24 protein-coding genes and 1 tRNA gene are annotated in these 20,896 nt (G+C 65.0%); 13 read left to right on the top strand and 12 right to left on the bottom strand.

Annotated elements, in window-relative coordinates:
• Positions 1-51 precede the first annotated feature (51 nt).
• On the bottom strand, positions 52-510 hold the full coding sequence (locus tag A2J02_RS24145; RefSeq protein WP_068054679.1) for an RrF2 family transcriptional regulator: 459 nt from the start codon (positions 508-510) through the stop codon (positions 52-54).
• 60 nt (positions 511-570) lie between these two features.
• Positions 571-1,206 (bottom strand): SOUL family heme-binding protein, encoded by a 636-nt coding sequence (locus A2J02_RS24140; RefSeq protein ID WP_068054675.1) that lies wholly within the window; start codon positions 1,204-1,206, stop codon positions 571-573.
• A gap of 109 nt (positions 1,207-1,315) precedes the next feature.
• On the opposite strand from A2J02_RS24140, the gene A2J02_RS24135 reads away from it, so the two are divergent.
• Positions 1,316-2,221, top strand: a complete 906-nt coding sequence (locus A2J02_RS24135; protein ID WP_068054672.1) for a sterol desaturase family protein — start codon at positions 1,316-1,318, stop codon at positions 2,219-2,221.
• On the opposite strand, the gene A2J02_RS24130 is transcribed toward A2J02_RS24135, so the two are convergent.
• Positions 2,202-2,891 carry a YceI family protein gene (locus A2J02_RS24130; protein ID WP_068054670.1) on the bottom strand — a complete coding sequence of 230 codons (690 nt, stop codon included), beginning with the start codon at positions 2,889-2,891 and terminating at the stop codon, positions 2,202-2,204. The two genes, A2J02_RS24135 and A2J02_RS24130, sit on opposite strands and share 20 nt — an antisense overlap.
• Positions 2,892-3,011: 120 nt before the next feature.
• Here A2J02_RS24130 and A2J02_RS24125 point away from each other — a divergent pair, with 120 nt between their 5' ends.
• Genes A2J02_RS24125 through A2J02_RS24115 form a run of 3 tightly spaced genes read left to right on the top strand, consistent with a single transcriptional unit; the run spans position 3,012 to position 5,431 of the window.
• Positions 3,012-4,022, top strand: a complete 1,011-nt coding sequence (locus tag A2J02_RS24125) for a PHP domain-containing protein (RefSeq protein ID WP_068054719.1) — start codon at positions 3,012-3,014, stop codon at positions 4,020-4,022.
• The gene (locus tag A2J02_RS24120) at positions 4,019-4,933 is read left to right on the top strand and encodes an alpha/beta hydrolase family protein (RefSeq protein WP_068054668.1); all 915 of its coding nucleotides are present in this window, start codon (positions 4,019-4,021) and stop codon (positions 4,931-4,933) included. The genes A2J02_RS24125 and A2J02_RS24120 overlap by 4 nt, the downstream gene beginning before the upstream one ends.
• A gap of 36 nt (positions 4,934-4,969) precedes the next feature.
• Complete coding sequence (locus A2J02_RS24115) at positions 4,970-5,431, top strand: hypothetical protein (RefSeq protein WP_068054665.1); 462 nt, start codon at positions 4,970-4,972, stop codon at positions 5,429-5,431.
• A 248-nt stretch (positions 5,432-5,679) separates the two neighbouring features.
• Here A2J02_RS24115 and A2J02_RS24110 read toward each other — a convergent pair.
• From A2J02_RS24110 to A2J02_RS24095, 4 genes are all read right to left on the bottom strand, one after another.
• A tRNA-Ser gene (locus A2J02_RS24110) sits at positions 5,680-5,769 on the bottom strand.
• Between the two features lie 58 nt (positions 5,770-5,827).
• On the bottom strand, positions 5,828-6,025 hold the full coding sequence (locus A2J02_RS24105; RefSeq protein WP_032380656.1) for a CsbD family protein: 198 nt from the start codon (positions 6,023-6,025) through the stop codon (positions 5,828-5,830).
• A gap of 93 nt (positions 6,026-6,118) precedes the next feature.
• Positions 6,119-6,568, bottom strand: coding sequence for a nucleoside deaminase (locus A2J02_RS24100; protein WP_068054663.1), 450 nt, complete (start codon positions 6,566-6,568; stop codon positions 6,119-6,121).
• A 9-nt stretch (positions 6,569-6,577) separates the two neighbouring features.
• On the bottom strand, positions 6,578-7,117 hold the full coding sequence (locus tag A2J02_RS24095; protein ID WP_068054716.1) for a tRNA adenosine deaminase-associated protein: 540 nt from the start codon (positions 7,115-7,117) through the stop codon (positions 6,578-6,580).
• Between the two features lie 63 nt (positions 7,118-7,180).
• On the opposite strand from A2J02_RS24095, the gene A2J02_RS24090 reads away from it, so the two are divergent.
• The gene (locus A2J02_RS24090; protein WP_068054713.1) at positions 7,181-8,152 is read left to right on the top strand and encodes a prephenate dehydrogenase; all 972 of its coding nucleotides are present in this window, start codon (positions 7,181-7,183) and stop codon (positions 8,150-8,152) included.
• Here the strand turns inward: A2J02_RS24090 and A2J02_RS24085 are convergent.
• A complete protein-coding gene (locus A2J02_RS24085) occupies positions 8,125-8,640 on the bottom strand; it encodes a putative glycolipid-binding domain-containing protein (protein ID WP_068054710.1) in 516 nt (171 codons plus the stop codon). The two genes, A2J02_RS24090 and A2J02_RS24085, sit on opposite strands and share 28 nt — an antisense overlap.
• Positions 8,641-8,828: 188 nt before the next feature.
• Between A2J02_RS24085 and A2J02_RS24080 the strand changes: the two genes are divergently transcribed.
• On the top strand, positions 8,829-9,170 hold the full coding sequence (locus A2J02_RS24080) for a hypothetical protein (protein WP_037188837.1): 342 nt from the start codon (positions 8,829-8,831) through the stop codon (positions 9,168-9,170).
• Here A2J02_RS24080 and A2J02_RS24075 read toward each other — a convergent pair.
• Positions 9,167-10,990 (bottom strand): ABC transporter ATP-binding protein, encoded by a 1,824-nt coding sequence (locus A2J02_RS24075; RefSeq protein WP_068054660.1) that lies wholly within the window; start codon positions 10,988-10,990, stop codon positions 9,167-9,169. The genes A2J02_RS24080 and A2J02_RS24075 overlap by 4 nt on opposite strands.
• On the bottom strand, positions 10,983-12,776 hold the full coding sequence (locus A2J02_RS24070) for an ABC transporter ATP-binding protein (protein ID WP_068054657.1): 1,794 nt from the start codon (positions 12,774-12,776) through the stop codon (positions 10,983-10,985). The genes A2J02_RS24075 and A2J02_RS24070 overlap by 8 nt, the downstream gene beginning before the upstream one ends.
• Before the next feature lie 178 nt (positions 12,777-12,954).
• Here A2J02_RS24070 and A2J02_RS24065 point away from each other — a divergent pair, with 178 nt between their 5' ends.
• The 5 genes from A2J02_RS24065 (at position 12,955) to A2J02_RS24045 (ending at position 16,783) form a co-directional block, all read left to right on the top strand.
• Positions 12,955-14,103, top strand: coding sequence for a DNA cytosine methyltransferase (locus A2J02_RS24065; RefSeq protein WP_068054707.1), 1,149 nt, complete (start codon positions 12,955-12,957; stop codon positions 14,101-14,103).
• On the top strand, positions 14,100-14,516 hold the full coding sequence (locus tag A2J02_RS24060) for a very short patch repair endonuclease (protein WP_068054654.1): 417 nt from the start codon (positions 14,100-14,102) through the stop codon (positions 14,514-14,516). The genes A2J02_RS24065 and A2J02_RS24060 overlap by 4 nt, the downstream gene beginning before the upstream one ends.
• A 63-nt stretch (positions 14,517-14,579) precedes the next feature.
• Entirely contained in the window at positions 14,580-15,623 is a 1,044-nt protein-coding gene (locus tag A2J02_RS24055; RefSeq protein WP_156516363.1) for a hypothetical protein, read from the top strand.
• A 9-nt stretch (positions 15,624-15,632) separates the two neighbouring features.
• Positions 15,633-16,322 carry a DUF998 domain-containing protein gene (locus A2J02_RS24050; RefSeq protein WP_082899060.1) on the top strand — a complete coding sequence of 230 codons (690 nt, stop codon included), beginning with the start codon at positions 15,633-15,635 and terminating at the stop codon, positions 16,320-16,322.
• A complete protein-coding gene (locus A2J02_RS24045) occupies positions 16,298-16,783 on the top strand; it encodes a GAF domain-containing protein (protein WP_068054645.1) in 486 nt (161 codons plus the stop codon). The genes A2J02_RS24050 and A2J02_RS24045 overlap by 25 nt, the downstream gene beginning before the upstream one ends.
• On the opposite strand, the gene A2J02_RS24040 is transcribed toward A2J02_RS24045, so the two are convergent.
• Positions 16,767-18,425 carry a dihydroxyacetone kinase family protein gene (locus A2J02_RS24040; RefSeq protein WP_068054643.1) on the bottom strand — a complete coding sequence of 553 codons (1,659 nt, stop codon included), beginning with the start codon at positions 18,423-18,425 and terminating at the stop codon, positions 16,767-16,769. The genes A2J02_RS24045 and A2J02_RS24040 overlap by 17 nt on opposite strands.
• 65 nt (positions 18,426-18,490) lie before the next feature.
• Between A2J02_RS24040 and A2J02_RS24035 the strand changes: the two genes are divergently transcribed.
• Both A2J02_RS24035 and A2J02_RS24030 read left to right on the top strand, forming a co-directional pair.
• A complete protein-coding gene (locus A2J02_RS24035; RefSeq protein ID WP_068054640.1) occupies positions 18,491-19,042 on the top strand; it encodes a YceI family protein in 552 nt (183 codons plus the stop codon).
• 38 nt (positions 19,043-19,080) lie between these two features.
• The gene (locus A2J02_RS24030; RefSeq protein WP_179271954.1) at positions 19,081-19,812 is read left to right on the top strand and encodes an SIMPL domain-containing protein; all 732 of its coding nucleotides are present in this window, start codon (positions 19,081-19,083) and stop codon (positions 19,810-19,812) included.
• Here the strand turns inward: A2J02_RS24030 and A2J02_RS24025 are convergent.
• Positions 19,809-20,896: CaiB/BaiF CoA transferase family protein (locus A2J02_RS24025; protein WP_068054634.1), on the bottom strand; the 1,088-nt coding region annotated here is incomplete at its 5' end. The genes A2J02_RS24030 and A2J02_RS24025 overlap by 4 nt on opposite strands.

Raw genomic sequence — 20,896 nt, 5'->3', positions numbered from 1 at the left:
GATGTGCAATTTTGTCGATCGCGCCACACCGAAGATCGGATGTGACTCACATCATCGACGAGCCCATGCGGTCGGCTCGCTGATGAGTTCCCCCACGAAGTCCGGCAAGTCGTTCTCGACGATGTCCGCCAGCGAGACCGCCTCGAGCACCGCCCGCAGATTGGCGCGTACGGCGAGCCACACGCGGGTGAGCGGCTCGGCCGGACCGGAGTACTCCGCATCCTCGGGCCGCAGACCGCGCACCGACGCCAGCGGTCCCTCCACGGCCCTCATCACGTCGGCAACAGAAATGTCCGACGCCTCCCGCGCCAGCCAGTAGCCGCCGTCGGGTCCCCGTCTACTGCACACCAGATCTGCTCGACGCAGATCGGAGAGCACCGATTCGAGAAACTTGTGCGGAATTCCCTGCGCCAGGGCCAGCGCCTCGGCCTTCGCGGGCCGCTGCCCGCCGACCGCCGCGAGTTCGACGAGCGTCCGAACTGCGTAGTCCGCCTTGGCCGTGATGTGCACGCTCAATTCCTACCATTGCAATAGGGAATTAGCGAGCAGTTGCCGGAATGCCCCGACGCGTCAGGAACCGTCCGGTATCGCCACGACCACCTCGTTGCGACGCAGCGGCGGCAAGGTCCACGGAGGATCGTAGAACCAGGTCATCGGCTCACCGAGCATCTCGATGCCGTGTGCACGCAGCGCTTCGGTCAACGCGGCCATCTGCGGTTCGACGTCGTCCCGGCTGCGGCCACCGCTGAAACGCAGCACGGCCACCGTCTCCGCTGGGACCTCCACCAATGTCACCCGGTCGTCGTCGGGCGTGGGCAGCGTGTCCATCGTCCACTCGGCCGGCATGAAGAACCGGACGACCCAGCCGTCGCTGCCGGGCGTGCTCGACACGGGGGCAGTCATCGCGATCTTCTTCGAGCCTGCGGGCGACTGACTGACGGGAGCGGTCATGGCAACCCTCTGCTTGCCCCCGTTTCCACCGAATATGTACCCGGCGAGCCGACGGAAACCTTCCTGGCGTGCCTCGTCCTCATCGGCGTCGACCGTGGTCTGCGCCGCGATGCGTGGTGAGTAACGACGGATCTCCACCGCATCGGTCAGTCGACGGCTCGTGTGCGGCGGTTCCTCGGTACCGACCCGAATGCCGACGACACTCAACACGGACTCGCCCACCTGCCCGACCGTGGACGCGATCTTCTGCAACATGTCCGACTCCGCTCCCTCGACCGATGCGTGCGCCCTCCACGGTACGAGCCGTAGGAAAGTAGGGCAGGCAGCGTTACACTCAACCTCTCACTGTCACGCGGGAGGTTCGATGAGCGACTGGATCGGTTCGGCGTGGAATGCACTGCCCGAACCGCTGCGCGACCCCGTCGCGCTGGCCATTCCCGCGTTCGCGCTGCTGCTGGCCATCGAGTGGATTGCCGCCGCGAAGCTAGAAGACGGGTCTCGCGGCAGCTACTCCGCCAGGGATGCGCGCGCCAGCCTGAGCATGGGCCTGGTGTCGATCGCGACCACCACGGCATGGAAGGCGCTCGCCCTCGTCGGCTACACCGCCATCTACGTCTACGTTGCGCCGTGGCATCTCCCGGCCGACGCCTGGTACACGTGGGTGATCCTGATCCTGGGCGTCGACCTGCTGTTCTACGGCTATCACCGCATCGCGCATCGGACCCGACTGATCTGGGCGACGCATCAGGCTCATCATTCGAGCGAGTACTTCAACTTCGCGGCGGCGCTGCGACAGAAATGGAACAACAGCGGCGAGGTCATCATGTGGCTACCGCTCCCACTGCTGGGAATGCCGCCGTGGATGGTGTTCGTCGGCTTCTCGATCAACCTCGTCTATCAATTCTGGGTCCACACAGAGCGCATCGACCGGTTGCCGCGGCCGTTCGAGTTCGTCTTCAACACGCCCTCGCACCATCGCGTCCATCACGGCCGCGATCCTCAGTATCTCGACAAGAACTACGGCGGCATCCTCATCGTCTGGGACCGACTGTTCGGCACCTACGCCGAGGAAGTCGAGCGCCCAAACTACGGCCTCACCAAGCCAGTGGACACGTTCAACATCTGGACCCTCCAGACACACGAATACCGCAACATCGCACGGGATGTCGCGGCATCGCGGTCATGGAAGGAACGCGTCGGATATCTCGTCGGGCCGCCGGGATGGACGCCTGCGGCCGCGAGAGAACGCGCTACTGCTGACTCAGATTGATCAGGAAGTCGACGGTTCCCGAGCCCTCCACGGTGACGAAGCCGAGCGACGGCGGTTCGATGCCGTAATCGGCCCACGTGGTCGGAATTGCGCCCGACGCGATGAGCGTGTCACCGGACTGCAGCACCTCCATCTGCACCGAGACCGGACGCGTCTGGTCCTTGAGCGTCAATGTGCCCTCGGCGGTGACGGTTTGGGTGGTGCCGTCCTTGGGCAGGGAGGACAGGTCGATCGGCGAGTCGATGTCGAACGTCGCCGTCGGGTAGGCGGCGGTGTCGAAGATGTTGCCGCGGAACTGACTGTCCCGACGATCGCTGTCGGTGGTGATCGAGTTGGTCATCACGACCACCTGTCCCTCGGTCAGGGTGTCGTCGGCGATGACGACGTTGCCCGAGACCTCGGTCGTCGACCCGACCACAGTGACATCGGACCCGTTGAGCAGTTCGTCGACGGTATAGCCCGCGGCGGTGGCGTTGGCAGCGTCACCTGGGGTGACGATCCACCGTCCATCGATGCTCTCGGTACTGGCGGCCTGCGCGCCCGAGGTGGACACCGATGCTGCCGGTGCGTCGTCTTCCTGGAGCGACGCATAGATCTTGGGGCCGAAGTACAGCCCGAGCGCCGCCACGACGACAACAACCACTCCGACGATCCACCATTTCTTGGTCATGACTGCCGATGGTAGTTGCAGCTTCAAGCCTATGGGGAGTGAGCGACCTGGTAACTCCCTGAGAGTTTTGTCCGTTTACCCCGTGAACGCGTGTCGGTACCGCCAGGCACAATGGAACGCATGGATCCGGTGGACGCACTCCGAGAGATCGGGTACTGGCTCGAGCGCTCACGCTCGGACACCCACCGCGTCAAGGCCTACCGTCGGGCCGCCGATGTCGTCGAATCCCTCACGCCCGCACAGCGATCCGAGCACGAGAAGGCCGACAGCTGGTCCTCGCTGGCCGGTATCGGAGCCAAGACCTCGCTGATCATTCGCCAGGCTCTCAACCAGGACGTCCCGGACTACCTCCGCGAACAACGAGACGCCGCAGAACCGATCGGCGACAACGAACTTCGCAGCGCATTGAAGGGCGATCTGCACACCCATTCCAATTGGTCCGACGGCGGCAGCCCCATCGAGGAAATGATGCGCACCGCCGCGCGGCTCGGCCACGAATACTGCGCTCTCACCGACCATTCCCCGCGCCTCAAGGTCGCCAACGGCCTCACCGCCGAGCGCCTGCGCGCACAGCTCGACGTCATCGCCGAGCTGAACGAGCGGCTCGCACCGTTCCGAATCCTCACCGGAATCGAAGTGGACATTCTCGACGACGGATCACTCGACCAGGACGAAGGCCTGCTCGCCGAGCTGGACGTGGTCGTGGCGAGCGTGCATTCCAACTTGCGTGCCGACTCCAAGACCATGACCAAGCGCATGGTCACCGCCATCACCAACCCGCATGTCGACGTGCTCGGTCACTGCACCGGACGGCTCGTCGAGGGTGGCCGCGGCACCAGGCCCGAATCGACGTTCGACGCTCCCGTGGTGTTCGAGGGCTGCCGCCAGTTCGGCACCGCGGTGGAGATCAACGCCAGGCCCGAGCGCCAGGATCCTCCGGAGCGATTGATCGACATCGCCCTCGAGCGCGACTGCCTGTTCTCCATCGACACCGACGCGCACGCACCCGGACAGCTCGACTGGCAGGGCTACGGCTGCATCCGTGCCGAAGCGCGTGGCGTCCCCGCCGAGCGTGTGATCAACACCTGGCCGCTCGCGGAACTGCTCGACTGGACGGCGCAGCGCGCGTGAATCGTCGCCATTTTCTCTCCGGCCTGCTGACGGTCGCGTTGGTCGGCTGCAGTTCGGTCGACACCGACTCTTCACCGAGCACCGCCGAAACGTATTCGGCTGCGCTGCAACCGGTATCGGGCCCGGCGGGAGATCCCGTCCGACTGAAGTACGGATACGAACAGGACAACATCGGCGACCTGTACCTACCCGACAACAACGCCACCTCACTGCCGGTGGTGGTGATGATTCACGGCGGCGGGTGGCAGGAAGACCTCGACCTGTCGTACTTCCAACAGATGTCGACGGCCATCGCCGACGAGGGCATCGCCGTGTGGAACGTCGAATACCGACGTGGCCCGAACAACTGGGCCAACACCCTCTCCGACGTCGACGACGCCACCGAGGCACTGGCAACCGTCGTACAGGACGCAGCCGACGGGCGACTCGATCTCGATCGCGTCCACGTCGCCGGACATTCGGCCGGTGGCCAACTCGCCGCTTGGGTGGCCGCTCGACACCTCATGCCCGTCGACGCGCCGGGGGCCGAACCGAAGATCAGACCCCGCAGCGCCACCATCATGGCCGGCGTCTTCGACATGAAGAGAGCGGCCGACATCGGCGGTGACAAATTTGTGCCCGCCTTCCTCGGCGGCATGCCCAACGAAGTGCCCGGGCGCTACGAGATCGCCTCGCCCATCGAATACCTCCCGCTCGACGTGCCGCTGACCGCACTGCACGGTGACGCCGACCAAACCGTCTCGGTGAATCAGAGCCGGGTCTACGTCGACGCTGCCGTGAAGGCGGGCAGCACCGACCCCGAGCTCGTCGTTCTGCCCGGAGCCGGACACGGAGCGTTCCTCGACCCGAAAGACCTCGCCTGGTCGACGGCGCTGAGCACCATCACCGGACGTGCGCAGACCCTGCTTTGACGTCGGTGGTTCTGCCGTAGGTGGTACACAGTTGCGATGAACGGAAAAATCGCGACCGGATTGCTCGGGCTGATCGTGGCCGTCTCGGTGGCCGGATGCGGCAACGATGCGTCGACCGAGGAAGCGTCGAGCACATCCGCCCCTGCTACGACCACGTCTGCTGTCGCCTCCACCACGGTCCCGACCAGCACCACGGTCGAATCACCTGCGCCTGCGCCCGCTCCTGCGCCTGTTTCCGAGGTACCGCCTGCTGCCGAGCCCGCAGCTCCGACCGACGCGACCTCCGGCGTCACCGGTGAAGCGCTCTACCAGCAGACCTGTACCCAGTTTCTGCCGTCCATCGATGCGCTGGAGCAGACCGGAATCTCCGATCGCGCCGCCTCCGTCGAGGGTCTGCGCACCGAAATGACCACCGCGCCCAGCTGGAACGACGTCCCGCCCGGCGATCAGAACGAAATTCTGCGGGGACTCGACGCCGCGGGGACGGGACAATGCTGAGCGTCTGAGTCGCGCGGGGTTCGGTTCTGCCCCGCTCCCCCTCCCGCGCCCCGCCCCGCCCCGCCCCGGTGAATCCCGCACCCACCCCCGTGATCCCGCAAACGCGCGCGCGTTCGCCAAGTGCGCGCGAAATAGACCCCGGATCGATAACGAATCCGAACGCGTCCGACGAATGCGCGCGCATCTGCGACGAACCCCGCCCCGGCGCACAAAAAACTCCCCACCCGACGGATCGGGTGGGGAGTTCTTGGCGGTGGCGGAGGGATTTGAACCCTCGGAGGGGGTGAACCCTCACACGCTTTCGAGGCGTGCTCCTTAGGCCGCTCGGACACGCCACCGCAGAAGACTGTACCGGAATGACGGCCTGAGGCTAAATCGCCTGCTCAGCGCGCAGATCTAGTTGCCGGTGAGCTTGTCCTTGATGTTCGAGGCTGCGTCCTTGACTTTCTCGGCACCGTCTTTGAATGCGGCCGAGGTCTGGTCGCCCTTGCCCTCTGCTTCGAGGTCCTTGTCTCCGGTGGCCGAACCTGCGGCTTCCTTGGCCTTGCCGCCGAGGTCTTCGGTCTTGTTCGAGATCTTGTCGCCGAGTCCCATGAGTGTCTCCTTCGCAAGTTCGGAGCGCAGCGTTGCGCTCTGCCCTCTACCCTCCACAAAATCGGACATGCAGGCCACCATGTGACGAGATCGTTATCTCTTACGGGCGAAGAATCGGGTCAACACTTCGGCGCATTCGGCTTCCAATACACCGCCGCGGACCTGTGGCCGATGGGTGAGTCGGCGATCGCGCACGACGTCCCAGAGCGAACCGACAGCACCGGTCTTCGGCTCCCATGCTCCGAACACCACCGCTCCGACGCGGGCGAGGACCAGCGCCCCGGCGCACATCGTGCAGGGTTCCAACGTGACGGCCAGGGTGCAGCCTTCGAGTCGCCAACCGTCACCGTGGACGGCCGCTGCTCGACGCAACGCGATCACTTCTGCATGTCCGGTGGGGTCGCCCGACGCCTCCCGCGCATTGCAGGCCCGGGCTATCTCACGTCCGGTGGCGTCGAACACGACGGCTCCGACGGGGACGTCGGCATCCGATGCCTCGGCCGCAGCAGACAGCGCTGCTCGGATCATGTCCGCGTCGGACATCGGCATCGGTTACCGCCGAAGCTTGTCCACCGCTGCGGCGAACTCGCTTTCGAAACCCAGTCGTTCGGCGATGGACTGCAGTTGCTCGTCCGGATAGTCGTCGGTCTCGGCGACGATGATGCCGAGCACGGCTTCGGGCAGTCCGAGGTCCGCCAGCAGGGCGAGGTCGCCTTCCTCGTAGGGCTCGATGTCGTCGAGTTCATCGGGGTCGACGTCGGGAATCTCGATGTTCAGCGCATCGAGCACGTCCGCGGCGATTTCGTAGTCCACTGCGGCGACCGCGTCGGACAGCAGGAGTCGGGTGCCGTTCGGTGCGGGACGCAGGATGACGAAGAATTCCTCGTCGACGTCGAGCAGCCCGAACACAGCTCCCGAGCTGCGAAGTTCACGCAGTTCGGTCTCTGCCGCCGACAGGCTGGTCAATGCGTCGTCGGACAGCGGCGTGACAGTCCACTTGCCTTCCTCTCGGACAACTGCAACGCCGAATCCCTCGAGGTCGTCGTACTCCGGTGCGGATGCGCGGTTGTTGTTCGCGCGCTGTGCGGCCATGCGCGCAACGGTAGTCCGGTAGGGGCCTGTATTCGAAGTCCACCTCCCGTCGACGTCACCCACCTGTGCCAATCTGATCCGGTGACTTCTTCCTCGGTGTGCGTTCTGGGTCTCGGATTGATCGGCGGGTCGATCCTGCGCGCGGCTCACGATGCGGGTCGTCCGGTGTGGGGATGGAACCGATCGGCCGACGCGATCGCCGGTGCCATCGCCGACGGCTACGACGTCGGCACCGACCTGACAGCCGCGCTGAGCAGGGCCGCAGCGCAGGATGCATTGATCGTCATCGCTGTTCCGATGCCTGCCGTCGACTCGGTTCTGGCGGCAATTGCCGAACATGCGCCCGCTGCTCCGATCACCGACGTGGTGAGCGTCAAGGCCGAGGTTGCCGCGGCCGTAGCGGCTCGCGGACTGCAGGCGCGCTACGTCGGTGGGCATCCGATGGCCGGCACCAACCAGTCGGGGTGGTCGGCCACCGATCCGACTCTCTTCACCGACGCGGTGTGGGTGGTGGCCACGGACCCGGGAGTCGACGCCGACGTGTGGGTGCGGGTGGCCCGGCTCGCCCTGGACTGCGGTTCGGTGGTGGTGCCGGCCGAGAGCGTCGAGCACGACCGCGCCGTCGCGAGAATCTCTCATCTACCCCACCTGCTGGCCGAGGCGCTGGCGATGGTCGGGGCGGCAGGCGGACCGCTGGCGTTGGGCCTGGCCGCCGGCTCGTTCCGAGACGGCACGCGGGTGGCGTCGTCGTCGCCGAATCTCGTCCGCGCAATGACCGAGGGTAACGCAGCCGCTCTGCGCACCGCACTCGACGAGGCGCTGGCCGCGCTCACCGCAGCGCGCGAGGAACTGGACGAGGGCTCGACGAAAACGCTGGTCGACGCCGGCAACATCGCGCGCCTGCAATACGAGCAGCATCAACGCTTCGAGATCACCGATATCACCCCGGGCGAACCGGGTTGGCGACAGAAGCTGCAGGACGCGGGTCGACGCGGTGGCGTCGTGCGTCAGATCCGTTCGGCCAGTCCCGGGTAATCGAGGACGAATCCGTCGGCGTCGACCGTGACGGACGAGGTGGAGACCGGGGAGATGACGTGGATGCCCTCGGAACCGCTGCTGTAGGTCAGCGTGGCCTCTTGAATGCTGAGGTCGAGCACGTTCACGTAGACCGTGGGCACCTCGAGGTCCTGGACCTGAGTGTGCAGACCGAATCGACGGATCGGCAGAGTGTTGAAGAAGGGGCTGAGCACCATGTCGACGTCGAGTGCGCCACTGTAGGTCGAGCGCTGATGGCTGGTGCTGTTCTCCACCATCCAGTAGCCCTCGTCGTCGCGGCTGACGGACGCCTGCCGGTCACCGGACGCGAGCGAGGTGCGCACCGAGAGCCGCTTGGTGACGCCGTATTCGTCGGTCACCAGGTCGTAGGACGCGCTGAAGGCGGGGTGATCGCTGCACGCAGCGCCGATGATGCGTCCGGCAGCCTTGATGCGATTGCCGGAGAGCTGTACTCGCACGGACTCCATGCGGGGAACATCGTGGGCTCGCCACGTCAGGATCGAGGGCCAGGTTTTCGCGTCGGTGGAATCGGACGCGGGGACGGAGGCATGCTCGGCACCCGATGCTTGAGTGATCACCCACCTACGGTAGGCGACGAGGCCCCCAGAAGATCAAGCGGACGTGCCTTTTCTCGCAGTTCATTAAGGTTGTGCCCGTGACGACAGAGAACACCGGCGGCGGTCAGTTCGATTTCGCGCATTCCGAACAGGCCGCGAAGAGTCGACAGGACAAGGCGACAGCCCTCGCGCGTTACGTGTGGGATCGCGGCATCACAGGTGCCGAGCTCCTCGACCTCACCGACGCCGTCCGCCGAAAGCTGGCCCGCGCTGCCGACCTACACCCACCGAGCACGATGGAGACGTGGACCATCGTGGCCGAATTGCTCGACCGTAAATCCGCATGGGCGGCCGAACACCCGGGCCACGACGGCGCGACGCCCCAGCACTCGGACGAGAAGATCATGTGGGTCAAGCCGCCGATCACTCCCTGGACCTAGACCAGCGAGTCCTCCCACGCCTCGTGCAGGTGTGCGAAGCGTCCCTCTCCCGCGATGAGGTCCTCGGGGGTTCCGTCCTCGACGATGTTTCCGTCGGCCATGACGAGTACCCGATCGGCGATCGCCACCGTCGACAGGCGGTGCGCGATGATCAGCGCAGTTCGCCCCTGCAGGATCGTCTCGAGCGCGCGCTGCACCAGCCGCTCGCTCGGAATGTCCAGACTCGACGTTGCCTCGTCCAGCACGATCACCGACGGCGCCGCGAGGAACACCCGTGCAAAGGCCACCAATTGCCTTTGGCCCGAGGACAATCGACCTCCACGCTTGCGCACGTCCGTGTCGATTCCCTCCGGTAGCGACGCGATGAACTCCGTCAGTCCGACGGCGTCGGCCGCTGCCCTTACCTCCGCATCGGTCGCGGTGGGGCGTCCGAGTCGGATGTTGTCTGCCACCGAACCGGAGAACAGGAACGACTCCTGTGTCACCATCACGACGTTGCGACGCAAGTCCTCGTCGCTGATCTCCCGCATGTCGATGCCGTCGAGTCGGACGGCTCCGGCCGTCGGATCGTAGAAGCGCGCCAACAGCTTTGCCAGTGTCGACTTGCCTGCTCCGGTGGCTCCGACCATCGCGACCACTTGTCCGGCGGGTACGTGCAGCGAGAATTCCGGCAGCACGACGCGTTCGGGGCCGTAGGCGAAGTGCACGTCGTCGAACGTGATGTCGCCCTTTGCCGTTCCGATCTGCACCGGGTTCTGCGGTGCTTTCACCGACGGCTCTTCCTCGAGCACACCGGAGATCTTCTCCAGCGCAGCGGCGGCGGACTGGTAGGCGTTGAAGACCATCGCCAACTCGTCGAGCGGTCCGTAGAACCGGCGCAGATACAGCACGTAGGCGGCGAGCACACCGATGTCCATGTGGCCGTTGATCACTCGCCAGCTACCGAACACCAGAATGATGGCGAGCGTGACGTTGCCGATCCAGCGCACGATGCCGGTGTAGCTCGCCATGCCGCGCAGCGCTGCGGTGGTGGCGTCCCGGTACTCCGAGTCCTCGGTACTGAGAATGGCGTCGTTGCGGCCCTCGCGTCGGAACACCTGCACCGCGCGGATGCCGCCCATCGACTCCACGAAATGGACCACCACGCGCGCGATCGCCACCCGTGTTCGACGGTAGCCCTGGCGTTGTCGGCGCTGTGACCAGCGGGTGACGAGGACCAGCGGAACGAAGCCGGCCAGCACGATCATCGCCATAGGAACGTCGAGGTACACCAGGATGATCGCGATCGACACCATCGACAGGATCGCCGTCAAGGCATCGTTGAGCGCGCTCTCGAGCAGTGTCTGCAGAGATTCGACATCGCTGGTCAGTCGCGAGATCAGCCGTCCCGAGGTGTACTTCTCGTGGAACGACAGACTCAGCTTCTGGGCATGGTCGAACACCCGTCCGCGCAGGTCGTACAGGATGTTCTGACTCAGCCGACCGGAGACGGTGAGAAACGCGTAGGTGGTGAGCATGCCGAGCAGACCGAAGCCGGTGTACCCGCCGACCGCCCACAGCAGCGGACCCCAATCGCCCTGTCCCGCAGCGCCGACGCCGTTGTCCAGCGCGTAGGCTATGAACAGCGGACCGGCGACGTAGGTGATGTTGTCGACCAGAATGATCAGGAACGACAGCAGGGCCTGCTTCTTGTACGGGCGCACCAACGAGACGAGCAACCGGCGAGAACGCCCGGCCAGCACCAGGTTTCCGGTCGCGTCGACCTCCGATTCCTCACCGCCGACGCCGCGCCAATCCGCAGCTGCAGTTTGCTCAGCCATGAATCGACCCCATCACCTCGCGGTACCGTGGCGACGACGCCAGCAGTCCCTCGTGTGTTCCCTGCTCCACAATTCTTCCGTTCTCGAGATAGAGCACGCGGTCGGCCAATGCAGCGGTCGACGGCCGGTGTGCCACCAGCACCGTTGTCGAATGCGCCAACACGCGTCGCAGTTCCTTCTGCACTTTCGCTTCGGTGTCCACGTCGAGCGCGGACAACGGGTCGTCGAGGACCAGCACTCGCGGCTTGCCGAGCACTGCCCGCGCCAGAGCGAGCCGCTGCCGTTGACCACCGGACAGACTCATGCCTTGCTCACCGATGCGAGTGGCCAACCCCCACGGCAGTTGCTCGACGAAATCCGTTGCGTGCGCGATCTCCAACGCCTCCGCAATCTCCGCGTCGGACGCCCCAGGAGAACCGAGTGCGATGTTCTCGCGCGCACTGGCCGAGAACAGCACCGGATCCTCGAAGGCCACCGACACGATGGAACGCAGGTCCGACAACCGCATCGAGGCCACGTCGATACCGTCGATCGTGATGGTGCCCTCGGTGGCGTCGAACAGTCGGGGCACGAGGTTCGTCAGCGCAGTCTTTCCGCTACCGGTGTTGCCGACCAGCGCGACGGTCTCCCCCGGCTCGACGACGAAGCTGACGTCGGTCAGAAGCGCCGAGGACGCGTCGGGAAAGGTGAATCCGACGCGATCGAATTGCACTCGGCCACGGATCTTTTCGGGTAGATCGACGGGATTGACCGGATCGGTCACGGTTTCAAAAGTGTCCATGATCTCCCAGTACCGATCCGCTGCCGTGCGCGCGTTGTTCAGCTCGGCCAGCAGGTACCCGAACGATTCGATAGGCCACAGCAAGAAGGTGACGATCGCAATGGCGGCGACGAGCGTGCCGACCGTCATCGTGCCCTGCACGATCGAGTACGTCCCCACCGCCAGGATTGCGCCGATGGTGATGGGCTGCAATCCGACGATCACCGCCCAGATGATCGCCAGGTAGCGCACCTTCTTCAGTTCGGTGCCGCGCAACGTACGAGCCTGACGGAGAAACTGCTTGCCCAAGTGCGCACTTCGACCGAATGCCTTGAGGACGCGAATACCCTGGATGGACTCCTCGACCGTCGTCGTGACATCGCCGGCCTGATCCTGAGCGTCACGGGCCACGACGCGGTACAGCGTCTCGAACTTGGTGCAGGCGATCACCAGCGGCACCGACGTCACCAGCATGATCAGCCCCAATTGCCAGGACTGGACAAGCAGTACGCCGATACCCACGACGAGTGTCACCGCGTTGATGATGATGAACGGGCCGATGAAGGCCATGAACCGACGCAGCGAACCGAGGTCTGCGATGGCACGAGAGAGCAGCTGACCCGATTCCCAGCTCTCGTGAGCCGAGACCGACAGTCGCTGAAGCTTGTCGAATACCGTTGCTCGAGCGGATATCTCGAATTGGCTCGACGGCCGCGAGACCAGGTAGCGACGAACCCAGATGCCGAGTGCATCGATGGTGCCGATCAGCAGGACGAAAGCGGCGGGCCACCAGACTGCCGAGAAATTGCGGTCGGTGATGGGGCCGTCGATGACACGCTGCATCACCAGCGGAATCACCAGACCGGTCATAGTCGCGATCAGCGAGACCACGATCGAGGCGATGTAGAACCACTTGTACGGCAGCAGAAACGGCGCGAAACGGCGCAGTGAACTGGTCGTCCGCACTGGGTTCGGGTATGGCTGATCGACCGTTCCGGTTTCGGGATCGAGCACACCCGTAGACACAGTTCTTCTCCTTATTGCTGTGCTCGAATGATTTCATTGCACAGGCTCAGTTTCCAACCGATTTTTGGGCCAGCGCATTCCAGTGTGAAACCTCGAGCAAGGTCGAGGTCAAGTTCAAGAGCCCTCGAGTAACGTAGGACCGTCGGGCGAGGGAAGGGCACACGTGAGCGCACGGTCGATGGTCGGGTTGTTCGCGGGGATCGGCGGGCTCGAGCTGGGTTTGGCCGAGGCGGGCTGGTCGACGCAGTTGCTGTGCGAGATCGATCCCGGAGCCGGGGCCGTCCTTCGAGCGCGTATGCCCGAGACACCGCTGCACACGGACGTCACCACTCTCCGCAGCCTGCCCGGCGACACCGAACTGGTGGCAGCGGGCTTTCCTTGTCAGGACCTGTCCCAGGCCGGACGCACTGCGGGCATCACCGGTGCCCGCTCCGGCTTGGTGGACGAGGTGTTTCGGCTCGTCACGCGGCGGCGGGGCCCGCGCTGGCTGCTGATGGAGAACGTGCCATTCATGCTGCAGCTCAGCCGCGGGGCTGCCATGCGACACATCACCGACGCGCTCGAGGACCTCGGCTACATGTGGGCCTACCGCGTCGTCGATGCCAGAGCGTTCGGATTGCCGCAGCGTCGCCAGCGGGTGGTGATGCTGGCCTCACGCACCGACGATCCGCGCGAGGTGCTGTTCTCCCAGGACGCCGGACCGTTGCCCGACGGCGATCCGAGCACCCAACCATGCGGCTTCTATTGGACCGAGGGCATTCGCGGTCTGGGCTGGGCGGTCAATGCGGTCCCGACGCTCAAGGGTGGATCGTCCCTGGGCATCGCCAGTCCCCCGGCGGTTCGTCTGCCGTCCGGGGAGATCGTCACGCCCGGCATCATCGGTGCCGAACGTCTGCAGGGATTCGATCCCGACTGGACGCTGCCCGCCGTCCAGCAACCCGGCGTGCGCAGCGGACATCGCTGGAAGCTCGTCGGCAATGCTGTCAGTGTGCGGATGGCGTCATGGGCCGCGCGTGCACTCGACGATCCGAAGCCGTACGACGCGTCGAACGATCTAGCTCTACTTCCCGGCCAGGCCTGGCCGACCGCCGCCTGGGGACGCGATCGAACGTCGTTCAAGGTCGCCGTGTCGACCATGCCGGTGCACGAACCCTACGAGGACCTCATCGACTTTCTGGACGACTCCAAGCTGCTGTCGGCGCGGGCCACCGCGGGATTCCTCAAGCGCGCCCGGGCCGGCAACCTGCGCTTCGCCGACGGTTTCCTCGACGATCTCGACGCCCACCTCGAACGCATGGGCGGGTACGCCGAGCGGGTTCCGGTGTGAGCGCAGACCGTCCCGTCACCGACGCGAAAACCAGTGCGCGACTGAGCAAGCAGAAACGACGCGACACCAAGCCCGAGGTGGCGCTGCGGCGAGCACTGCACCGGCGAGGCCTGCGATATTTCGTCGATCGCGCACCGTTGAAGGGCATGAGGCGTCGAGCAGATCTGGTGTTCCCCAGGCGCAAGGTCGCGGTCTACGTCGACGGCTGCTTCTGGCACAGCTGCCCGATTCACGCGACCGCGCCCCGCAACAACGCCCAGTGGTGGGCCGACAAACTGGCCGCCAACGTCGCCCGTGATCGCGACACCGACGAGAAGCTGCTCGCGGAGGGCTGGCGTGTGGTGCGGATCTGGGAACACGAGGATCCCACCGTCGCCGCCGACCGAGTTGAAGACGAATTATCAGGAGACTGAAACCATCTCGAGCCCCCGCGCGTCCAACCCCATGATCGGTCGAATCGAGTTCGGGGGAAAACGGTGCGTAGAAATTTGTTGCTCGCGGCGGTGGCGCTGGCGATGTCCGTATCGACGAGCGGATGCGCGGCGGTGTTGCTCGGCAACGCTTTTCCCGCAGGCAGTTCGTCGCCGCAGAGCCGGTACGGGTTCGAGATGTCGGAGGCAGACCGATATCTGGCCGATTCGGCAGAATTCGTGCGCAGTCTCGATCCTTGCGGCTTTCTCACCCAGGACGATCTCGCCGCCCTCGGCACAGTGGTGCAGCTGCGGCCCGAAGGCGAATTGAGCACGTGCTCGGCCAGCCTGAATCCCGCGGGGTCGAGCGCCACCGACTCCATCTCTGTCGATCTGAACGGATATCGGCCGAGTTCCGACGACAAGGGCACCGAGCAGATCACGATCGGTGGCGAACAGGTGTATCGCGAGAACGCGTCGCACGGGTCGTGCCGCATCAGCTTCCCGCTCCGCGACGAGTTCGACGGTGCCACCGCGGGGGCCATGGACGGCTACCTCACCGAGTCCGGTCGTAGTTTCGCCGCCATCGAGGTGTTCCGCAGTGTGGGGGACGCGTGCCCCGCAGCGATATCCGTCACCGAGACAGCGCTCGCGCTGCTGGACGACCCACCACTGCGTGCCGATTCCAAGTACAACCTTCCGCTTGCCATGAAAGACCCGTGCGCGGTCCTGGAACACTTGCCCGCAACCTGGACGGTGGACCGCTGGAACCCTGCGTCCGATCCGTACCGTTGCCATTTCACGGCGTCCTCGGCAACATTCGAGGACAACTTGGCGATGCTCGACGTCTCGCTCGGCTACGTCGACGGCGACCTGCGTTCGACGGACCGCGAGCCCATCCAGCAAGGCGGCTACACCGTCGAAACACGCGGTTCCGACTCGGCGTGCTTCGCCGACATCGTGCTGGGCAACCCCGTGCTCAGCATGCCCGAGGAGGACAACACTGCCGCGCGCTATGCCCGCACGGTTCCCACCCTGACCGTCCTGGCCGACCACTGCGACTCCGCGGTCGCCCTGGCGGTGGCAACCGCCGATGTACTGACTGGCTAGCCTTGGTCGGTGCGTTCGAGAACCGAAGGCGTGAATATCCGCCGTGTCGTAGGGGCAATCTGCTTGATCCTCGCCGGACTGCTGTATTCGGCGTGGGTGGCCGAATTCTTCCTCGATACCGGACTCGACCCCACCACATCCTTCCTCAGCGAACTCGACGCCCGCGATCAGCCGTACCGCGAATTCTTCTCCACCGCAGACGTCGTCACGGGTTCGCTGATGATTCTCGCCGCGGTCCTCGGCTTCCTGGCAACCCCGCGTCGACGGCTCCTCGTCACCGGCTGGGTGGCGTCGGGCATCTTCGGTGTCGCGACCATCGCCGACGCGAAACTCCCCCTCGAGTGTGTCGCGGCCGACGATCCGAGTTGCCCGATCGAACCCAGCGGGCTCTTCCCGCAACTCCATCATCTTCATGCTCTGACCAGCACCGTCGCGGTGTTCGCCATCTTCACGGTCATGGTCGCGTTCACGCTCGCTGCGTTTCGGTACGAGGTCTATCCCCTGCTTCGGACGCTCGGTGTCGCGGTGCTGGCAGTCACGACCCTGGCGACGGCATGGCTGTTGATCGCCGACAATCTGCCCGGTCAGTACGGTCTCGGCATCGCGCAACGGATTCAAGTGGGCGGCATGTCGGCGTATCTGGTGGTGCTGGGCTGTGCGCTTAGACTCGGCGTATGTCCTTCACCGCGACCGAACTGAACGGATCCAAGGTCGAGCAGTACCAGCAGCTCACCGAGCAGGCCCGCGGCCTGGTCTTCGAAGAACCGAATTTGATCGCGAACGCCGCCAATCTCTCCGCGTTGGTCTATCACGCTCTGCCCGAGGTCAATTGGGTCGGTTTCTACCTGTACGACGGCACCGAACTGGTGGTCGGGCCGTTTCAGGGTCAGCCTGCCTGCGTGCGCATCGCCCTGAGCAAGGGTGTCTGCGGAGCGGCAGCAACTACCCGTGAGACACAGCGCGTCGCGGACGTCCATGCCTTCCCGGGCCACATCGCGTGCGATGCCAACACTCGCTCCGAGGTCGTCGTACCGCTGTACCAGGGCGAGACCCTGATCGGTGTGTTCGATCTGGACAGCCCTGTCCCCGACCGCTTCGACGCCGACGATCAGGCCGGCCTCGAAGCGATCGCGGCGGTTTTTCTCAACTCTCTGGGGTAGAACCAGCTGCCGCCTCGAAGAACCAGGCCATGACCAGCGCACCGGGGTCGACGACGCCGCGTGCGGCCTCACCGACGTAGCTGGCGCGGCCGCGGTTGGCAGTGATGTCGTTCGTCGATTCGGCTCCGGATTTCGCCGCGTCGGCAGCGTCCTGCAGGGTGCCGCCGTCCTTCTCGAGCGCGTCGACGGCCGGGGCGATAGCGTCGACCATCGTCTTGTCGCCCACCCGGGCACCACCGAGTTCGGTGATGCTGTCGAGTCCTGCCCTGGCGGCCTGTCCGATAGCCGCGAGATCCGGCTCGGTTTCGAGCATCGTCCGGTAGAACTGGCGGAACCAGATGCCGAACAGCGCTCCGGACGTACCGCCTGCGTGGCCGAGGTAGGCCTCGCTCACCGCCTCGAATACCGTTGCTGCCGAGTAGCTTTCCTTCACAGCGTCCAGATCGAGCTGTTCGAGGGCGGCCACCATGTTGGTTCCGAAATCGCCGTCGCCTGCCTTGCGGTCCAGCTCGGTCAGGGCCGGTTCCTCGTCGAGTACCCGCTGCGCCCACGACCCGATCCACTCCGAGACGAACGCCGATCGGTCGCCGGTGTCGGACGGCGTGAAGGTCGGTCCGAATGCGCCGCGTTCGGCCACCGGTTTCGCGCCACGGCTCGATGCGTTGGGCCAGCCGGGTGCGTCGGTGGGTGCATCCCAGAGTTCGAGCATCTCGTCGTCTGCGCGGACCAGGGTGATCGAGGCTCCGCCCATGTTCAGCGCTGTGACGAAGCTCCCGACCAGCGAGCGGGAAATCTCGATCCCTTTGCCGTGGAGGTATTCCGAGAGTTCGCCGAACAGTAGATGCAGTTCGAGCGGATGCGTTGCCCCGAGCCCGTTGACGATCGCGATCACCGTTTCGCCCGAGTTCAATCCGAGCGAATCCACGATGGGCTCGGTCAGCTTCTCCACGATTTCCCGAGCGGGCAGCTGGGACACACGGTCGGTGCCGCGTTCTCCGTGGATGCCGATGCCGAGTTCGATCTCCTCCTTGGGCAATTCGAAGGACGGTTCGTCTGCTCCCGGCAAGGTGGGCGGGTTCAGCGCGACCGCCATGCTGCGTGCGTTCTCCGCGGTTCGACGCCCCAGCGAGACCACCGCCTGCAGGCTGTCGCCGCGTTCCGCTGCTGCGCCGCACACCTTTTCGACGACGATGGTTGCTGCGGTGCCGCGTCGACCTGGACCGTCCTCGCTCTCACTGGCCACGTCGTCGTCGACGAGAACGACGTCGGCCGCAATACCGTCTTCCTGCAACAGCTCTCGGGCGATCATGAAGTTCATCACGTCGCCGGTGTAGTTCTTCACGATGTGCAGCACTCCGCCGCCGGAGTCCACGGCCTTCGATGCTTCGTGTACCTGGAGAGCGTTGGGTGAGGTGAAGATCAGACCCGGGCACGCGCCGGTGAGCATGCCGCGTCCGATGAAGCCGGCGTGCAGCGGCTCGTGGCCCGATCCCCCACCGGACAGCAGGGCGACCTGACCGTCGGAGATGCGGTAGCGGCGGGTCAGAAATCCGGGATCGGCATGCCACGTGACGTCGTCGGTGGCGGCGACGAAACCGCGGAGGGCGTCGGCGACGAATGTTCGAGGGGAATTGGAGAACATGGCTCCACCCTAACCACCTGCGCCGCGTCCCTTCATCGGTTCTGCAGGACCGATACAGTCGGGGTATGAGTACCGAGACCTGGACGCTCGACGCATCGCACGGCGGACAGTTGGCTGTCCGGACGGATGTCACCGGAAAGGCATCCAAGATGGGGCATCGCCTCACGATTGCGGTGACCTCCTGGACCGCCACCGTCGAGTGGTCCGGGGACGCACCCACCGCGGTCACCCTGGACGCCGAGGTGGGATCGATCGATGTGATCGACGGCGAGGGTGGACTGACGCCCTTGATCGGACCGGAGAAGATAGTAGCGAAAGCCAACGCGCTCAAGAGCTTCGACGCCGGCCGATACCCGTCGATCACATTCCGATCGACCGACATCACCGCCGTCGACGCCGGATTTCGACTGACCGGCATGACGGAGATCCACGGCGTTTCGAGGGAGGTCACCGTGGATGTGAACGTCACCGACCTCGGAGATCGGTGGCATCTCGTTTCGGAAACTGTTGTGCGTCAATCGGATTACAAGATCACTCCGTATTCACAGATGTTCGGAGCCATGAAAGTAGTGGATGAGGTCACCGTGACGTTCGACGCCGAGTATCGCAAGCCCTGAGTCTTTCCAATTCGCCTGTCATGGTGGACACTACGGCGATGAGTCGAAATCGATGGATGTTCGGATCGTGCGTGTCGGCCGTAACGCTGGCTGTGGCGTTGACCGCGGGCTGCAGCAGTCCAGCGACCTCGTCTGCCGATGGACCTCCCGGAGTGAACGTCAACGGCGTCGGAGAAGTGCAAGGTGCGCCGGACACGTTGACGACCCAGATCGGCGTCCAGGCCACGGCCGAGGACGTCACCGCCGCCATCGAACAGGCGAACGCGGCCGTGAGTGACGTCACGGACGCGGTTGTCGCGGCCGGTGTCGCCCGCGAGGACATCCAGACTCAACAGGTGTCGATCGATCCGCAGTACTCCGGCGCACTGCCGGGCGGCACCTCCGCGATTTCCGGTTATCAGGCCACCAACACCCTGCAGGTGACGGTTCGCGACCTGTCGAAGGCATCTGCAGTCCTGGGCGACGCCACGTCGGCCGGCGGAAACGCGACCCGCATCTCCGGGGTCTCCTTCAAGATCGACGACGATTCCGAGCTGATCGCCGATGCCCGGTCCAGGGCGTTCGCCGACGCCCGCGATCGCGCCGAGCAGTACGCGTCACTCGCAGGCGGAGAACTCGGGGACGTTCTGTCGATCACGGAGTCGATCACCGGCCAGGAGCAGCCGAGGTCGTTCGGCGAGTCCGCCACTTCGTTCGACACGGCAGTGCCCATCGAGCCGGGACAACAGACCGTCAGCGTGTCCGTGTCGGTGAAGTGGGCGTTGAACTAGGTCCCGGCCGGCGGTGGCAGGCGGTAGTTCACCGGGGTTGCCGAGAAATCCAGAGGATTGCGGACGCCCTCGGCCGCTGCTCCCGGAACCTGGACTCGCGGTTCGAGCCCGAGCGACTCCGCGAAGGCGAAGGCCTCGTCGATCGAATTGACCGGCCCCGCGGGGACGTTGCGGGCCATCAGTTCTCGGAACCATTCGTCGGCTGTACGTGATCGCAAAGCCGAGTTCAGGATGTCGACCAACTGATCTCGATGTTCGACGCGAGCAGAGTTGGACGAGAAGCGCTCGTCTGCAGCCAGTTTCGGCATAGCCAGCACCTCCGCAAGCTCCGAGAATTGCCGGTCGTTGCCCACTGCCAACGCGAGCGGACGGTCTGCGGTCTCGAACACCTCGTACGGTACGAGCGATGGGTGCTTGTTGCCCATCGGCTGCGGTACGACGCCTGCCCCGAGATAAGCCGAGGACTGGTTGCTCAACGCGGACAATACCGACGCCATCAGTGAGGTATGCACCTGCTGACCCGCACCGGTGCTCGATCGATGATGCAGTGCCGCAAGGATTCCGCTGAGTGCGTGCAGTCCGGTGACGATGTCGACCATCGCCACTCCCACTTTGGTGGGCGTCGAGGAATCGGAGCCGGTGACGCTCATCAGACCGCCGACGGCCTGCACCACCAGATCGTATCCGGGCAGGGCGGAGCCTCCACCGGTGCCGAAGCCGGTGATCGAACAGTAGATCAGACCGGGATTTGTTCGAGCCAGATCCGAGTAGCCCAGTCCGAGCCGGTCCATTGCACCGGCTCGGAAGTTCTCGATCAGAATGTCTGCGCCCGAAACGATCTCCCGCGCCTCGGCTACGCCGCCCTCGGATTGCAGGTCGATGAACCTCGACGTCTTGTTGCGATTGACCGAGTTGAAATACGTTGCCGTACCGGCAGAGTCGTACGGTGGTCCCCACGATCGGGTGTCGTCACCGATCCCGGGCCTTTCGATCTTGATGACCTCGGCGCCCATGTCGCCGAGCATCATCGTCGCGTACGGGCCTGCGAGTACGCGAGAGAAATCCGCGACGACAAGTCCTGCGA

It is taken from the genome of Rhodococcus sp. EPR-147 (genome assembly GCF_001647185.1).
In the GTDB taxonomy this organism is placed as follows: domain Bacteria; phylum Actinomycetota; class Actinomycetes; order Mycobacteriales; family Mycobacteriaceae; genus Rhodococcoides.
This window is presented reverse-complemented; position numbering and strand designations above follow the sequence as displayed.

Excerpts from the sequence above, each read along its gene's own strand:
- A2J02_RS24140 (WP_068054675.1), bottom strand. The coding sequence starts at position 1,206 with ATGTTGCAGAAGATCGCGTCCACGGTCGGGCAGGTGGGCGAGTCCGTG.
- A2J02_RS24135 (WP_068054672.1), top strand. The coding sequence starts at position 1,316 with ATGAGCGACTGGATCGGTTCGGCGTGGAATGCACTGCCCGAACCGCTG.
- A2J02_RS24130 (WP_068054670.1), bottom strand. The coding sequence starts at position 2,891 with ATGACCAAGAAATGGTGGATCGTCGGAGTGGTTGTTGTCGTCGTGGCG.
- A2J02_RS24125 (WP_068054719.1), top strand. The coding sequence starts at position 3,012 with ATGGATCCGGTGGACGCACTCCGAGAGATCGGGTACTGGCTCGAGCGC.
- A2J02_RS24115 (WP_068054665.1), top strand. The coding sequence starts at position 4,970 with ATGAACGGAAAAATCGCGACCGGATTGCTCGGGCTGATCGTGGCCGTC.
- A2J02_RS24105 (WP_032380656.1), bottom strand. The coding sequence starts at position 6,025 with ATGGGACTCGGCGACAAGATCTCGAACAAGACCGAAGACCTCGGCGGC.
- A2J02_RS24100 (WP_068054663.1), bottom strand. The coding sequence starts at position 6,568 with ATGTCCGACGCGGACATGATCCGAGCAGCGCTGTCTGCTGCGGCCGAG.
- A2J02_RS24095 (WP_068054716.1), bottom strand. The coding sequence starts at position 7,117 with ATGGCCGCACAGCGCGCGAACAACAACCGCGCATCCGCACCGGAGTAC.
- A2J02_RS24085 (WP_068054710.1), bottom strand. The coding sequence starts at position 8,640 with ATGGAGTCCGTGCGAGTACAGCTCTCCGGCAATCGCATCAAGGCTGCC.
- A2J02_RS24075 (WP_068054660.1), bottom strand. The coding sequence starts at position 10,990 with ATGGCTGAGCAAACTGCAGCTGCGGATTGGCGCGGCGTCGGCGGTGAG.
- A2J02_RS24065 (WP_068054707.1), top strand. The coding sequence starts at position 12,955 with ATGGTCGGGTTGTTCGCGGGGATCGGCGGGCTCGAGCTGGGTTTGGCC.
- A2J02_RS24045 (WP_068054645.1), top strand. The coding sequence starts at position 16,298 with ATGTCCTTCACCGCGACCGAACTGAACGGATCCAAGGTCGAGCAGTAC.
- A2J02_RS24040 (WP_068054643.1), bottom strand. The coding sequence starts at position 18,425 with ATGTTCTCCAATTCCCCTCGAACATTCGTCGCCGACGCCCTCCGCGGT.
- A2J02_RS24035 (WP_068054640.1), top strand. The coding sequence starts at position 18,491 with ATGAGTACCGAGACCTGGACGCTCGACGCATCGCACGGCGGACAGTTG.
- A2J02_RS24030 (WP_179271954.1), top strand. The coding sequence starts at position 19,081 with ATGAGTCGAAATCGATGGATGTTCGGATCGTGCGTGTCGGCCGTAACG.